This window comes from Naasia aerilata (assembly GCF_030296595.1).
In the GTDB taxonomy this organism is placed as follows: Bacteria; Actinomycetota; Actinomycetes; order Actinomycetales; family Microbacteriaceae; genus Naasia; species Naasia aerilata.
Map to the genome: position 1 here is coordinate 2,276,397 of NZ_AP027731.1, position 14,509 is coordinate 2,290,905.

General features: G+C 70.9%; 12 protein-coding genes, 1 tRNA gene and 2 pseudogenes. 13 read left to right on the top strand and 2 right to left on the bottom strand.

Annotation, left to right across the window (positions count from 1 at the left end):
* Positions 1 to 235: 235 nt before the first annotated feature.
* A complete protein-coding gene (locus tag QUE51_RS11935; protein ID WP_286276606.1) occupies positions 236 to 844 on the bottom strand; it encodes a vitamin K epoxide reductase family protein in 609 nt (202 codons plus the stop codon).
* Between the two features lie 291 nt (positions 845 to 1,135).
* On the opposite strand from QUE51_RS11935, the gene QUE51_RS11940 reads away from it, so the two are divergent.
* Complete coding sequence (locus QUE51_RS11940; protein ID WP_286276607.1) at positions 1,136 to 3,505, top strand: Rne/Rng family ribonuclease; 2,370 nt, start codon at positions 1,136 to 1,138, stop codon at positions 3,503 to 3,505.
* A gap of 84 nt (positions 3,506 to 3,589) precedes the next feature.
* Here QUE51_RS11940 and QUE51_RS11945 read toward each other — a convergent pair whose 3' ends face one another.
* Positions 3,590 to 3,853 (bottom strand): DUF4031 domain-containing protein, encoded by a 264-nt coding sequence (locus QUE51_RS11945; protein ID WP_286276608.1) that lies wholly within the window; start codon positions 3,851 to 3,853, stop codon positions 3,590 to 3,592.
* A 181-nt stretch (positions 3,854 to 4,034) separates the two neighbouring features.
* Between QUE51_RS11945 and rplU the strand changes: the two genes are divergently transcribed.
* From rplU to QUE51_RS18170, 12 genes and pseudogenes are all read left to right on the top strand, one after another.
* Positions 4,035 to 4,343, top strand: coding sequence for a 50S ribosomal protein L21 (rplU, locus tag QUE51_RS11950; RefSeq protein ID WP_286276609.1), 309 nt, complete (start codon positions 4,035 to 4,037; stop codon positions 4,341 to 4,343).
* A 19-nt stretch (positions 4,344 to 4,362) separates the two neighbouring features.
* Positions 4,363 to 4,620, top strand: a complete 258-nt coding sequence (rpmA, locus tag QUE51_RS11955) for a 50S ribosomal protein L27 (RefSeq protein WP_286276610.1) — start codon at positions 4,363 to 4,365, stop codon at positions 4,618 to 4,620.
* Positions 4,621 to 4,751: 131 nt separating this feature from the next.
* Positions 4,752 to 6,257, top strand: coding sequence for a GTPase ObgE (gene obgE / locus QUE51_RS11960; protein ID WP_286276611.1), 1,506 nt, complete (start codon positions 4,752 to 4,754; stop codon positions 6,255 to 6,257).
* Entirely contained in the window at positions 6,254 to 7,051 is a 798-nt protein-coding gene (proB, locus tag QUE51_RS11965; RefSeq protein ID WP_286276612.1) for a glutamate 5-kinase, read from the top strand. The genes obgE and proB overlap by 4 nt, the downstream gene beginning before the upstream one ends.
* A gap of 10 nt (positions 7,052 to 7,061) precedes the next feature.
* Positions 7,062 to 8,338: pseudogene (locus tag QUE51_RS11970) on the top strand (glutamate-5-semialdehyde dehydrogenase).
* A 220-nt stretch (positions 8,339 to 8,558) separates the two neighbouring features.
* The gene (locus QUE51_RS11975) at positions 8,559 to 9,194 is read left to right on the top strand and encodes a hypothetical protein (RefSeq protein ID WP_286276613.1); all 636 of its coding nucleotides are present in this window, start codon (positions 8,559 to 8,561) and stop codon (positions 9,192 to 9,194) included.
* A gap of 128 nt (positions 9,195 to 9,322) precedes the next feature.
* Complete coding sequence (locus QUE51_RS11980; RefSeq protein ID WP_286276614.1) at positions 9,323 to 9,535, top strand: hypothetical protein; 213 nt, start codon at positions 9,323 to 9,325, stop codon at positions 9,533 to 9,535.
* Between the two features lie 14 nt (positions 9,536 to 9,549).
* Positions 9,550 to 10,149, top strand: a complete 600-nt coding sequence (gene nadD, locus QUE51_RS11985; protein ID WP_286279371.1) for a nicotinate-nucleotide adenylyltransferase — start codon at positions 9,550 to 9,552, stop codon at positions 10,147 to 10,149.
* Positions 10,146 to 11,720 (top strand): hypothetical protein, encoded by a 1,575-nt coding sequence (locus tag QUE51_RS11990; RefSeq protein ID WP_286276615.1) that lies wholly within the window; start codon positions 10,146 to 10,148, stop codon positions 11,718 to 11,720. Before nadD ends, QUE51_RS11990 begins: the two co-directional genes overlap by 4 nt.
* A complete protein-coding gene (gene rsfS / locus QUE51_RS11995; protein WP_286279372.1) occupies positions 11,720 to 12,100 on the top strand; it encodes a ribosome silencing factor in 381 nt (126 codons plus the stop codon). Before QUE51_RS11990 ends, rsfS begins: the two co-directional genes overlap by 1 nt.
* A 194-nt stretch (positions 12,101 to 12,294) precedes the next feature.
* A tRNA-Ala gene (locus QUE51_RS12000) sits at positions 12,295 to 12,370 on the top strand.
* A 631-nt stretch (positions 12,371 to 13,001) separates the two neighbouring features.
* Positions 13,002 to 14,474, top strand: a pseudogene (locus QUE51_RS18170) (GAF domain-containing protein); the annotation flags it as partial.
* Positions 14,475 to 14,509 lie beyond the last annotated feature (35 nt).

The following is a 14,509-nucleotide window of genomic DNA, read 5'->3' on the forward strand; positions in this document are numbered from 1 at the left end:
ATCGGTGGGTTTCGAGACGCGCCTGCGGCGCTCCTCAACCAGCGGTTATGGGGGTGCCGCGGAGCTGGAGGAGCGGGCTGCCCGCGAGGAAGCGGGTGGGTGTTCGAGACGCGCCTGCGGCGCTCCTCAACCAGCGGTTAGGGGTTGCCTCGGAAAGCCCGCTGATTGAGGAGCCCGCGCAGCGGGCGTCTCGAAATCGGCACCGGACGCGACCGGGAAGCCGCGAAGCCGCGCCTCAGCCGCCGAAGAGGACCGTGAGGAGGGTCGGGAAGTTGGCGAGCACGATCGCCACGATCACCAGGTAGTTGAGCAGCACGATCAGCCACGTCCACGGCAGGGCCTGGCGGAACAGTGACGCGGCGCTCTCCGGGAGGCCGAAGTTGCGCGCGAGGTTGTTGATCGTCCCGTACCAGAACAGCGGGATGACGACCAGCCAGACGAGCATGCACCAGGGGCACAGGGTGCCGATGACGAACACGGTCTGCGTCACCAGCCAGTGGATGAAGACGAAGGCGCCGAGCAGCCCCAGGTTGAAGAGCACCCAGAACCACCGGGCGAAGCGCGCGCCAGCGAGGATCCCGACACCGACCGCGACCGGTGCGACGAACGCCATGAGCCCGATCAGCGGGTTCGGGAACCCGAACAGCGACCCCTGCCAGCTCTTGATCACCTCGCCGCACGCGACGAAGGGGTTGATGTCGCAGTTGAGCTTCGTGCCCGGATTCTGGATGATCGCGAAGCGGTCCAGGGTCAGCTCGAACGCCGAGTACAGGCCGATCACGCCGGTCACGATGTACAGGATGGCGATGCCGACCGGCTGTCGCGCCGGGGTCTCCGCCGTCATGCGAGCGATTCTCGCATGCGCATCCCGGCACCCTCTGCAGCGGCGGGTTGTCGTGCCGTTCGACGGAGGGAGGGACGCGCGTGCGATAATCGGACGCAGACCCGCGCCGCGCGCGGGACGAAGAACTTTCCCGGCACGCGAAAGCGGAGCCCGGGTGCGGATCAACGGATCCGCTGGGCGTCCCAGAACGCCGCGAGCGGAAGCTCGGCACGAGGATTCGATGGGCAGGACCCATCGCGAAGCACGGGATGTGGCGGCGCGGAGGCCGGTCCCGCAAGGAGTGCACCAGGAATGGTGGAAGAGACGAACCCCACGAACGAGTCGGGCTCCACGGACGACTCGGCCCCCGCGATCGAGACGACGCCCCTCGCCGAGACGGCTGAGACCGGGAATCGACGCCGGCGCACGTTCATGCCGCGTCGGGCATCCACCGGACTCGGCACTGTGCCGGTCGTCGGTCCGGACGAGGTCGAGGCCGTGATGAGCGGCGCGTCGGCTCAGGCAGCCGCCGAGCAGGCCGCAGCCGATGCGCCTGCCGAGCAGCCGGCGGAGGACGCACCCGCTGCTGCGACGGAGCAGCCGGACGCCACCGAGGCCGAGGCTCCCTCCGCCGAGCCGCCGGCCGCCGCACCGCAGCCGGCGCCCGAGCCCGCGCGCCCGCCCGGACCCACCACCGCGATCTTCTTCCAGGCCCCGCCGGTGCTCGCGCCGCTGCCTGCCCTTCCCGACGATGAGCCGGAGGAGCAGGACGAGGAGTCGTCCGCCCCGTCCTCGACCAGCCGGCGCCGCAACCGCCGCCGCTCGGGCAGCGGAGGCGGCGACGACCGTCCCGCCGACGAGGTCCAGGAGGCGGCTCCGCGCCCCCGCCGCCGCGTCATCGAGGAGATCACCGAGCCGCAGAAGGTCAAGGGCTCCACGCGGCTCGAGGCGAAGAAGCAGCGCCGTCGCGACGGCCGGGATGCCGGACGCCGTCGCGCGGTCGTCACCGAGGCCGAGTTCCTCGCCCGCCGAGAGAGCGTCGAGCGCGTCATGGTGGTGCGCAGCGCCGCCGGCCGCATCGAGATCGGGGTGCTCGAGGACGGCGTCCTCGCCGAGCACTACGTCGCGAAGTCCCAAAACCAGTCGCTGATCGGCAACGTCTACCTGGGCCGCGTGCAGAACGTGCTGCCCAGCATGGAGGCGGCGTTCGTCGACATCGGCCGCGGCCGCAACGCGGTCCTCTACTCGGGCGAGGTCGACTGGGATGCCGCCGCGGCGGAGGGCGAGAAGAACCAGCCCCGCCGCATCGAGCTCGCTCTCAAGGCCGGCGACAAGGTCCTCGTCCAGGTCACGAAGGACCCGGTCGGCCACAAGGGCGCCCGGCTCACCAGCCAGGTGTCGCTGCCCGGTCGCTACCTCGTCTACGTGCCCAACGGCTCGATGAACGGGATCTCGCGCAAGCTCCCGGACACCGAGCGCGCACGCCTCAAGAAGATCCTCAAGGAGGTGCTCCCCGACGGCGTCGGCGTGATCGTGCGCACCGCGGCCGAGGGCGCGACCGACGAGCAGCTCGCCGTGGACGTGAACCGGCTTACCGCCCAGTGGCAGCACATCAGCTCCCAGGTGGAGTCCGTGCAGGCCCCCGCGCTGCTGCACAGCGAGCCGGACCTGCTCGTCAAGATCATCCGCGACGTCTTCAACGAGGACTTCTCCCGGCTCGTCATCGCGGGCGAGGACGCGCAGGGGACGATCGAGGGCTACCTCACGTCCGTCGCGCCCGACCTGCTGGATCGCGTAGAGAAGTACACCGGCCGGGGCGACGTGTTCGCCGACTTCCGGGTGCAGGAGCAGATCGACAAGGCGCTCGACCGCAAGGTCTGGCTGCCCTCCGGCGGCTCGCTCGTCATCGACCGCACCGAGGCCATGACGGTCATCGACGTCAACACCGGCAAGTTCGTCGGCTCCGGCGGCAACCTCGAGGAGACCGTCACCAAGAACAACCTGGAGGCGGCCGAGGAGATCGTCCGCCAGCTGCGCCTGCGCGACATCGGCGGCATCATCGTCATCGACTTCATCGACATGGTCCTCGAGACCAACCGCGACCTCGTGCTGCGCCGTCTCGTCGAATGCCTCAGCCGCGATCGCACGAAGCACCAGGTCGCCGAGGTGACGTCGCTCGGGCTCGTCCAGATGACCCGGAAGAAGCTGGGCCTCGGCCTGGCCGAGTCCATGTCGGATGCGCCGGCGCGTGCCGTCGAGTCGAAGCAGGAGCCCCGCCGCGGCGGCCGCACGAAGCCTCCGGCGCCGCAGACGAGCCGCCCCGCCGCGGGCAGCACGCACGCGATCACCGACGACGCCCGCCACGCGCTCGCGCTCATCGCCGCGAGCACCCTGCACAAGGACGCGGTGGAGGAGGCGCACGGACACGAGCCGCAGGCCCCGGCCGCGTCGGCTCCGGTGCAGCTCCCGGCGCAGGTGCCCGTGCTCGACGAGCCGATCCTCGACCTGCCGGTCGTCGCCCCGCCGAAGACGCGTCAGCTCCCGCCGGAGGCCGAGTCGCTGCTCGACTCCGTCCTCGAGGCTCTGCCGGAGCCGAAGAAGCCCGGACAGGGCCGCTCCCGCAGCCGTCGCGTCTCCACCCCCGCCCTCACGCCGGGTGTGACGGGGCTCGACAAGTCCTAGCCGTCGTGCGGGGCGTGCGCAGTGCCTCTCCGGCGCTGGCTGCCGCCCCGCACCCGGTCGCGAGGTGTGCCCGCAACGCCCGCGTCAGCGGTCGCGGCCCTTGACCCGCAGGCCGCTCGCGATCAGCCGCGTCACCAGCTCCCGGTTGGAGACCGGGTGGGCGCCGGCGGCGATCAGGTCCGCCACGCGCGCCTCGGGCACGTCGTAGTGGTCCAGGTCGAAGCTGCGCCGGGGCACGTCGTTGCGGGACGCGAAGGCGTGCAGCTCCTCGAGCGACGAGTCGCTCACGAGGTGGGCCCAGACCGTGCCGTGGGCGGGCCACACCGCCCCGTCGATCAGCACCGCCATGGCAGAATTGTAGGAAGAGGGCGTCCTGTGCGGGACGCGCCAGCGCGGCTCGGCGGCCAGACCGGCCGGATTGCCGGGAGCATCCGAATCGGGTAATCTAGACCGTCGGTGTGCGCGGCCCTGCCCGCACCGAGTCTTCGCCGCGGCCCTGTCGCGGACATCCCAACAGATTGGCTGGATAGTGGTTTACGCAGTTGTGCGCGCCGGAGGGCGGCAGGAGAAGGTCGAGGTCGGCACGATCGTCACGCTCGACCGCATCAAGGCGGACGAGAACGGCAACGTGAGCCTCGCCCCGGTGCTCCTCGTCGACGGCGACACGATCACGCACGACGCGTCGGCGCTCGCCAAGGTCGTCGTCACCGCTGAGGTCCTCGGCGATCTCCGCGGCAAGAAGATCGTCATCCAGAAGTTCAAGAACAAGACCGGCTACAAGAAGCGCCAGGGCCACCGCCAGGAGCTCACGCGGGTCAAGATCACCGGCATCAAGTAGGGCTGAGGGGCATACAGACATGGCACACAAGAAGGGCGCGAGCTCTACCCGCAACGGTCGTGACTCGAACGCGCAGCGCCTCGGCGTCAAGCGCTTCGGCGGCCAGGTCGTCAGCGCCGGCGAGATCATCGTCCGCCAGCGCGGCACTCACTTCCACCCCGGCGTGAACGTCGGCCGGGGCGGCGACGACACCCTGTTCGCGCTGTCCGCCGGTGCGGTCCAGTTCGGCCAGAAGGGCGGCCGCAAGGTCGTCAACATCGTGGTGGCCGCCGAGTAGGCAGCCTCCGGCTTGAGGGAAAAGGCGAGCTCCGGCTCGCCTTTTCTCGTTTCGCGGTTCCCTGCCGGCACGGCAGAGAACCGCCTCGGATCACCGCAGAGCCCCAGAGGCTCGCGAAAGGACAGCAGCACATGGTCGCGACCTTCGTCGACGAGGTGACGCTGCACCTGCGCGCCGGACACGGCGGCAACGGCTGCGTCTCGGTGCGCCGGGAGAAGTTCAAGCCCCTCGCCGGCCCTGACGGCGGCAACGGCGGCAACGGCGGGGATATCGTCCTCGTCGCCGACCCGCAGGTCACGACCCTCCTCGGCTACCACCGTGGACCGCACCGCTCCTCCGACAACGGCCAGCCGGGCATGGGCGACCACCGCCACGGCGCCAGCGGCGAGCCGCTGGAGCTGCCCGTTCCGGTCGGCACCGTCGTCAAGGACGAGGACGGCCAGGAGCTCGTCGACCTCGCAGAGCCGGGGATGCGCTTCGTCGTCGCGCCCGGCGGCCAGGGCGGGCTCGGCAACGCCTCCCTCGCGACGCCGAAGCGCAAGGCGCCCGGCTTCGCCCTGCTCGGCACCCCCGGGTGGGAGGGCGATGTCCGGCTCGAACTGAAGACCGTCGCCGACGTCGCGCTCGTCGGCTTCCCCTCCGCCGGGAAGTCGAGCCTCGTCGCCGCGCTGTCCGCCGCGCGCCCCAAGATCGCGGACTACCCGTTCACGACGCTGCAGCCCAACCTCGGCGTCGTCGAGGCGGGCTCGACGCGGTACACGATCGCCGACGTGCCCGGACTCATCGAAGGCGCGAGCGAGGGCAAGGGCCTCGGCCTGGAGTTCCTCCGCCACGTGGAGCGGTGCAGCGCGCTGCTGCACGTCCTCGACTGCGCGACCCTCGAGCCCGGCCGCGACCCGGTCAGCGACCTCGACATCATCCTGGGCGAGCTCGCCGCGTACCCGGTGCCGACGGGGCAGCTCCCGCTCCTCGACCGTCCCCAGCTGGTCGCGCTCAACAAGGTGGACGTGCCGGAGGCGCGTGACCTCGCGGACCTCGTCCGCCCCGACCTCGAGGCCCGGGGCTACCGCGTCTTCGAGATCTCCACGGTCAGCCACTCCGGCCTGCGCGAGCTCTCCTACGCCCTGGCGGGCCTCGTGGACGAGGCGCGCAAGCAGATCGAGGCGCCCAAGCCGCGCATCGTGCTGCGGCCGAAGGCGGTCAACGAGCAGGAGTTCACCGTCCGGGTTGAGGGCGGCTCCGCCGGCAACCTCTACCGCATCCGCGGAGCGAAGCCGGAGCGCTGGGTCGCGCAGACCGACTTCACCAACGACGAGGCCGTGGGCTTCCTCACCGACCGGCTCGCGAAGCTCGGCGTCGAGGACGAGCTCTTCAAGGCCGGCGCGGTTCCCGGCTCCACCGTCGTGATCGGCGGTCAGGGCGGCGTCGTCTTCGACTGGGAGCCGGCGCTCGCCTCCGCGGCGGAGCTCATGACGAGCCCGCGCGGCACCGACGGGCGCCTCGACCAGAACGCCCGCCCCACCCGCAACGAGCGGCGGGACAACTACTTCGAGCGCATGGACGCCAAGGCGGAGGCGCGCGCGGAGCTCGAGCGCGAGCGCGAGGCCGGCCTGTGGGCGGAGGACGAGAAAGCGTGACGACGACGACCCGCGGCGAGATCCTCGCCGCCCGCCGCATCGTGGTGAAGGTGGGATCCGCATCGATCAGCGGTCCCAACGTCGGGCAGATCGAGCCGCTCGTCGACGCCCTGGCCGAGGCGCACGCGCGCGGCGCCGAGGTGATCCTCGTCTCCTCGGGCGCCATCGCGACCGGGATGCCCTACCTCGGACTCGACTCGAGGCCCACCGACCTCGCCACCCAGCAGGCGGCGGCCGCGGTCGGGCAGAACCTGCTCATCTACCGCTACCAGGAGAGCCTTCGGCGCTACCGGATCGTGGCCGGCCAGGTCCTGCTCACCGCCGGTGACCTGGAGAACCCCACGCCGCGGAAGAACGCGGAGCGTGCGATGGACAAGCTGCTGGAGCTGCGCATCCTGCCCATCGTCAACGAGAACGACACCGTCGCGACCCACGAGATCCGCTTCGGCGACAACGACCGCCTCGCCTCCCTCGTGGCGGCACTGGTCCGCGCCGACCTGCTCGTCCTGCTCAGCGATGTGGACGCGCTCTACACGCGCCCGCCGCACGAGCCCGGCGCGGTGCGCATCGACCACGTGCCATACGGGGACCCGCTCGACGGGGTCGTCGTGGGATCGGTCGGCACTGGCATCGGCACCGGGGGAGCGACCACGAAGGTGGCGGCCGCCCGGCATGCAGCGGAGGCGGGAGCGGGCGTGCTGCTGAGCGCCACCCGCGACGTGGCCCGGGCGATGCGCGGAGAGACGGTCGGCACCTGGTTCGACCCCCGTGTCGGCGCGCCCGCGGCGCTCTAGACTTCTGGCCATGTCCGGCGCCTCTTCTCAGCCCTCGGTCTCGCTGAGCCTCACCGACCGCTTCGCCGCGGCCAAGCGCGCTTCCCGCGCGCTGGCCACGCAGACGGCCGGCGCGAAGAACCACGCGCTCGAGGCCATCGCCTCCGCGCTCCTCCTCGGCTCCGACCGGATCCTCGCCGCGAACCGCATGGACCTGGAGGCCGGGGAGCGCAACGGCCTCTCGACCGCGCTGCAGGATCGGCTCCGCCTCGACGAGAAGCGGATCACCGCCCTCGCCGACGCCGTGCTCGACGTCGCGGGGCTCACCGACCCGGTCGGCGAGACCGTGCGGGGGAGCATCCTGCCCAACGGGCTGCAGGTCACCCAGGTGCGGGTGCCCTTCGGCGTCGTGGGCGTCATCTACGAGGCGCGGCCCAACGTCACGGTCGACATCGCGGCGCTCGCGCTGAAGAGCGGCAACGCGGCCGTGCTCCGCGGCGGAACCGCCGCCGAGAACTCGAACCGCGTGCTCGTCGAGATCCTCCAGGAGGCGCTCGCCTCGGCAGGGCTGCCGGCCGACGCCGTGCAGACCATCGACGAGTTCGGCCGGGAGGGCGCGCGCGAGCTCATGCGGGCCCGGGACTACATCGACGTGCTGATTCCGCGGGGAGCGCGCAGCTCATCCAGGCCGTCGTCGCCGAGTCCACCGTGCCGGTCATCGAGACCGGCGCCGGCGTCGTGCACATCTTCGTCGACGAGAGCGCCGACCCCGACCTCGCAGCGGAGGTCGTGCTCAACTCGAAGACCCAGCGGGTGAGCGTCTGCAACACGCTCGAGACGCTCCTGGTCCATCGTGGGGCGGCGCCTCGCCTGCTCAGCCCGGTGCTCGACCGGCTGCGGGCGGCGGGTGTCACGCTGCACGCCGACGAGGCGACCCGCGAACTGTACCCTGACGCCGTGCCGGCGACCGAGGAGGACTGGGGGACCGAGTACCTGTCCCACGATCTGTCCGTCGCCATCGTCGATGACCTCGACGCCGCCATTGACCACATCGGGCGCTACTCCACGAAGCACACCGAGTCGATCCTCACGAACGACCTGCGCAGCGCCGACCGGTTCCTCGCCGAGGTCGACTCCGCGGTGGTCATGGTCAACGCGTCCACGCGCTTCACGGACGGCGGGGAGTTCGGCTTCGGCGCCGAGGTGGGCATCTCCACGCAGAAGCTGCACGCCCGCGGGCCCATGGGGCTGCAGGAGCTCACGAGCACGAAGTGGATCGTCCGCGGCTCGGGGCAGGTCCGCACCTAGCGCCGCCCACGGGTCGGCGCCCCCGGCCCGTGCCCCCGTTCCGGTCGAGCCGCCCCCGATAGTGAGCGTCTGTCAAGGCCTGGAGCCGCCCCCGCCTGCGTCCGTACCGTTGCCCCCACACAGCAGGCGCCCCTGTGGCGCCGAAGCGAACGGAGCAGCCATGAGCAACGCCGACGACCGTACCCGCCCCCTGAGCACGGACGGTGACGAGACCGTACGAATGGACCGCAGCGACGGTGCCGTCGCAGCCAACGCGGACCGCACCGACGGATCGGTGCCCATCGGCAGGGAGAACACCCTGCGTCACGACGTCGTCGCCCGCGAGAAGGAGCGCTTCGGCGGCATGAAGTTCGGGTCGGCCTTCTTCGGCTGGCTGACCGCGACCGGCATGGCCGTCATCCTCACCGCGCTGGTCGCCGCCGCCGGCGCCGCGGTCGGGCTCGCGACGCAGACCGATGCGCAGGATGTGCAGGATCCGCAGACCGCGCAGACCATCGGGATCGTCGGCGCCATCGCCCTCGTCGTGATCCTCTTCCTGGCCTACTACTGCGGCGGCTACGTCGCCGGTCGCATGGCCCGGTTCAACGGCGCCAAGCAAGGTTTCGCCGTCTGGCTCTGGGCCATCATCATCGCGGTCCTCGCCGCGATCATCGGTGCCGTGGCGGGCAGCCAGTTCAACATCCTGGCCAACCTCAACAGCTTCCCGAGGATCCCGGTCAACGAGGGCGACCTCACGGTGACCGGCATCATCACGGCGATCATCGTCGCGCTCGTCGCTCTCGCCGGTGCGGTGCTCGGCGGCCTCGCCGGCATGCGCTTCCACCGCCGCGTGGACGCCGCCGGCCTCGGCGCCTGAGCGACCGGCTAGCCCGAGAAGGGCGCTCCCTGGGGTGGGAGCGCCCTTCTCGCCGTTCCGGCCCGGCCCTGCGAGCCGCCCGCACCGCCGCGGCTAGACTGAACCCGCCGAGCGCTACAGGAGTGTAAATGTCGCTGTTCCATGCCGTCGTCCTCGCGGCCGCCGAGACCGAGCACCCGCTGCCGATGCCTCCCGTCGGCTTCGGCCTCACCGCCATCGCGGTGTTCGCCGCCCTCGGCATCGTGGCCTGGTCGTACCGCAACGTCGCCAATCGGCACTCGCAGGTGTCGGGCCAGCGCGGCGGCGACGGATCCGGACACGGAACCTCCCACGACGGCTGACCCTCTCCGTGCAGATCGAGCCCGATTCGGGGCGTCCGCGCATCGGCGTGATGGGCGGGACGTTCGATCCGATCCACCACGGGCACCTCGTCGCGGCCAGTGAGGTCGCCCAGTCGTTCCAGCTCGACGAGGTCATCTTCGTGCCGACCGGGCAGCCGTGGCAGAAGCGCGGAGTGTCGCCGGCGGAGCACCGCTACCTCATGACGGTCATCGCGACCGCCTCGAATCCGCGCTTCACGGTGTCCCGCGTCGACATCGACCGGGGCGGCCCGACCTACACGATCGACACCCTCCGGGACATCCGAGAAGAACGCCAGGACAGCGACCTGTTCTTCATCACGGGGGCCGACGCGGTCAAGCAGATCTTCAGTTGGAAGGATGTCGACGAGCTCTGGGACCTCGCACATTTCGTCGCGGTGAGTCGTCCAGGACACGCCGTGTCGCTTCGCGACCTGCCGGAGCGCGACGTAAGCTGGCTCGAAGTTCCGGCGCTGGCGATATCGTCAACCGACTGTAGGAGTCGGGTGAATCGCGGTCATCCCGTTTGGTATCTCGTTCCCGACGGCGTCGTGCAGTACATCTCCAAACATGACCTGTATCGGAGTACTTCATGACCCTGTGGCAGGAACATCGAGGGCGCCCGGGAACGGCGCCCGACTCAAGCGATCAGCCCAAGAGCCGTCGCGAGGCGCGTGACGCCGAGCGACGCGCGAGTGAGACGGGCGATCTGTCCGGCGTGCACCCCTCGGGCGTCTACGACCTCAACTCCTCCGGCAACATCTGGGACACGCTGTCCCGGCGCGCGGCCTCCCAGCTGACCGAGGCGGCCACCGAGGCGGAGCGCCGCACCGGTCGCCGCTCGGACACCGACCACCCGTCGGAGCCCGTCACCTACATCACGCAGGGCCGGCCCCAGGTGCCCACGTACGAGGCCCGCCGTCCGGCTCAGCCGACGCAGCAGGCGCGGGATGCGGGCTTCCAGCCCCGCAATTTCGCACCGTACGAGGACACGCGGACCCGGCCCACGTCGCGGATCGACGACCTGCTGAGCCAGGAGCCGGTCGCGTCCGACCCGGCCGGCCAGGACATGTCCATGGACCACACCCTGACCCGGCGAGAGCTGCGTCAGCGTGAGACCGGCTCGGCCCCGCGGCTGAGCCAGGACGGCGCCTCCGGCGCATGGATGCCCACGTGGGAGCCGACGCCGCAGCCCAAGGCGGCACCGGCGTTCCGGGCCCCGGCAGCGCCCGCATTCCAGGCACCGGCGGCTCCTGCACCGGCCTCCGAGCTCGCGGGCAGCGCGTTCGCCCCGTACAACGACGTCTCCACCGTGGAGATGGCCGCCATCGACCGCGCCGCCCTCGCTGCGGATGCCCCGGTCAAGATGACGCCGGAGCCCCAGTTCGAGGAGCCGGACGTCTCGACCGTGGCGATGGATCGCATCGCGCCGATCATCGAGGTGCCGAGGTCCGCCCAGCCCGTGCGGGCCGAGCCGCTGCCCGCCCCCGCGGCCGGCACGTTCACCACCCCGCCCGCCCCGACGGCGCCGCCCCTCGCGGGCCTCTCCGGCTTCGAGGCGCTCATCGCCCAGGCGAGCCAGAGCGTCGACGCACCGTCTGTGCCGGCGACCGGCCCCCAGCCGCAGATGTTCCGCCAGCCGGAGCCCGTGCGCCAGCCGGAGCCTCAGCCCGTTCGGCAGGAGCGGCCGTTCACGCCGCCGGCCGGCCACTGGTCGGTGCAGGCCGCGGAGCCGGACGACCAGCTGCCTTTCCCGGGCCTCACCCGCAACGTGGCGTCCACCTCGGGCAACACGAACGCGCTCATCATGCCCAACGACCCGCAGCCGGACCTCTTCAGTGCCGTCAACAGCACCGGCGAGATCTTCATCACGGGCTCGCTGGACCTGCCGCGCATCCTGTCCTCGACCGGCGCTCCTTCGGACCAGTACGACTCGTCCGAGATCGACCGCCTGTTCGAGGCGAGCCAGGACGATCACCACACCGCGGATGTGGCGCCCGTGCGCGCCGCCCGAGCGGTGTCGACGCACACCTCGACGCGCAGCGTGGTCAGCCCGCGCAAGCGTCGCGGAGGGATGCTGCCGACGGTGCTCGCCATCACCGCCGCGGTCATGGCGATCGGTGTCATCGGTCTCCTGTTCGCTGGCTATGTCTTGAGGATTTTCTGATTCCTGCTGCATCCGAGAACGCCGTCGAGCTGATCCAGCTCGCGGCAGCCGCTGCCGACGCCAAGAACGCTCTCGACCCGGTCGCGCTCGACGTGGCCGGCCGGCTGCCGCTGACGGACGCCTTCCTGCTGCTCTCGGGCCGCACAGAGCGCAACGTGCTGGCGATCGCGGAGGCGGTGGAGGATCGGCTGCTCGAGGCCGGCGTGAAGGCGCTGCGCCGCGAGGGCCGCTCTGAGGGTCGCTGGGTGCTGCTCGACTTCGGCGACATCGTCGTGCACGTCTTCCACGAGGAGGACCGGCTCTACTACTCGCTCGAGCGGCTCTGGAAGGACTGCCCGGTCATCCCGGTCAACCTGCCGGTCCGCGACGCCGCCGAGTAGCGCCCCGCGCTACTCCTTCGTCTTCGACTGAGGCCCGAGTCGTGACTCGGGCTTCTTCGGCGTTTCCGGGCCGAAGCGGCGGCCCGTTCTGCCCGATTCGGCCCGTCTTGGCGCTTGGCCCAGACTGGGGTGGCCGAGCGGCGGAGGAGGGGCTCGTCCTGTAGTAAAGTTGTCGAGGCCTCTTCGGAGGCGACGGGCCCGTGGCGCAGCTGGTAGCGCACCTGCATGGCATGCAGGGGGTCAGGGGTTCGAATCCCCTCGGGTCCACCAAGGAAAGAAGCGCCGTCCCGGCAGGGGCGGCGCTTCTTTCGTTTGCGGAGGCGAGGGATTGAGAAGCCGGTCGCAGGGTGGGCCCCTGCCGCGAGGGGCCCCGGGCGCCGCGCTGCGGCGTCTGGGGGAGCGGTAGGGATCGAATCCCCTCGGGTCCACCAATACGAAGAGCGCCGTCCCGCAGGGGCGGCGCTCTTCGTATTGGTGCATGTGTGCGGTATGAGAACCCCTTGGTGGGCCCACGCGCGAGGGGCCCGGCGATCGAGGCCATGCACACCCGGTGTGGTGGTGAAGGGGCGTGATCGAGGTGCCTCAAGATGCTGGAGTGGTGGACGTCTCATCGGTTGTCGCGGGTGCAGTGTTCGTCGTCTTCGGGATCACTGCATACGTCTTCCGGAAGCCCTACTCGCGGCGGCTCAGAAGGACGTTCCGGTCGATGTGGGGAGAGCTCGGTCGTGCTCAGGCTGCGAGGACGTCCTCGGACAGCGTGGGGTATGCGGCATTGGGCGTACTCACGATCGGAGCGGGGTTCATCGTGACCGGTCTGATCGGGCGTTAGCACTCGCCATTCGAGAACGGCTTCCCCGAGTCCCGCGCACCAACCGGCGCTCCGGGATGGCAGGCTTGCACGATGCAGGAAACCGGATCGATCGCCTTCCCCGCTCCGGCCGCCGATGAGCTGCTGAGGCTCGAGGACTGCGTGGTCGAGCCGATCCGGGTTCCCGGCGGCATCCAGCCGCACGGCGCGCTGCTCACGGTCGACATCGCCGACCTGGAGATCCTGCAGGCTACGGACAACACCGCGGACACCCTGGGCATCGCCACGGCCGACCTGCTCGGCTCCCACCTCGACGCCCTGCTGGCTCCTCCCGCCATCGCGCGCATGCGGCAGGTGCTCGCGGGGGTCCCGACGGTCGCGAACCCCATCTCCGCCGAGGTCGGCGGGAAAGCGTTCGACGTCATCGTGTCCTCGCTCGACGGAGTCGGCATCGTCGAGTTCGAGCCGACCGAGGGCGTGGACGACGAGAGCACGCTGCCCGCGATCCTCGCCGCGACCCGGCGCATCGGCGCGACCTCGACGGTCGAGGAGCTGCGGGCCGCCACCGCGCGGGAGCTGTTCGCCCTGACCGGCTACGACCAGGTGCTGATCTACCACTTCCACCCGGACGGCCACGGCGAGGTCGTCGCGGAGGAGGTCGTCGCCGTCATGGAGCCCTACCTGGGGCTGCACTTCCCGGCGTCCGACATCCCGGCCCAGGCGCGGCAGCTGTACCTCACGAAGCTGTCACGCGTCATCGCCTCGAGCTCCTACGAGCCGGCCGCGCTGGTGCCGGCAGCGGACCCGAGGACGGGCACGCCGGTCGACCTGACCCTCGCAGAGCTGCGCAGCGTCTCGCCGCACCACCTCCAGTTCATGCGCAACATGGGCCAGGGTGCCACCCTCTCGTTCTCGCTGATCAGCAATGGCGAGCTGATCGGGATGATCACCTGCGCGCACCGCACGCCCCGCCGCGTCGGCTATCTGCAGCGCCAGGCCTACGAGATCCTCGCCCACCAGGTCGCCCTGCAGCTCACCGGCATGAACGAGGTCCAGCTCCTCCAGGGGCGGAACGAGCGGCGCCTCGTCCGCACCCGCCTCGGCGAGCAGGTGGCGGCGATCGAGGATGTCGCCGAGGCGCTGCTGCGCGGCGACACCTCTCTGGGCGACCTCGTCCCGGCCGACGGCGTCGCCGTGGTGTTCGAGGACGCGATCGAGGCATCCGGCGACACCCCTCCTGAGGAGGCCATCCGCACGCTGATCGCGCAGCTCGCGCTGCAGGGACAGCGGAGCGTTCTCGTGACGGACGGTCTCCCCGAGCTCATGCCCGAGGTCGCCGAGGCCATGTCGGGCATCGCGGGGCTGCTCGCGTTCCCGTTCGGCGCCGAGGGCGACTACCTCCTCTGGTTCCGGCGCGAGGTGGGTCAGACCGTGAACTGGATGGGCGACATGTCTCCGTCGAACCGACTGACCCCCTTGTCGCCCCGCAACTCCTTCTCCATGTGGACGGAGAGCGTCACCGGCCGGTCCCTGCCCTGGCAGGGGCTCGAGGCCGAGGCCGCGGAGCTGAGCCGCGATGTCGACGCCGCGCTGCTCCGCCG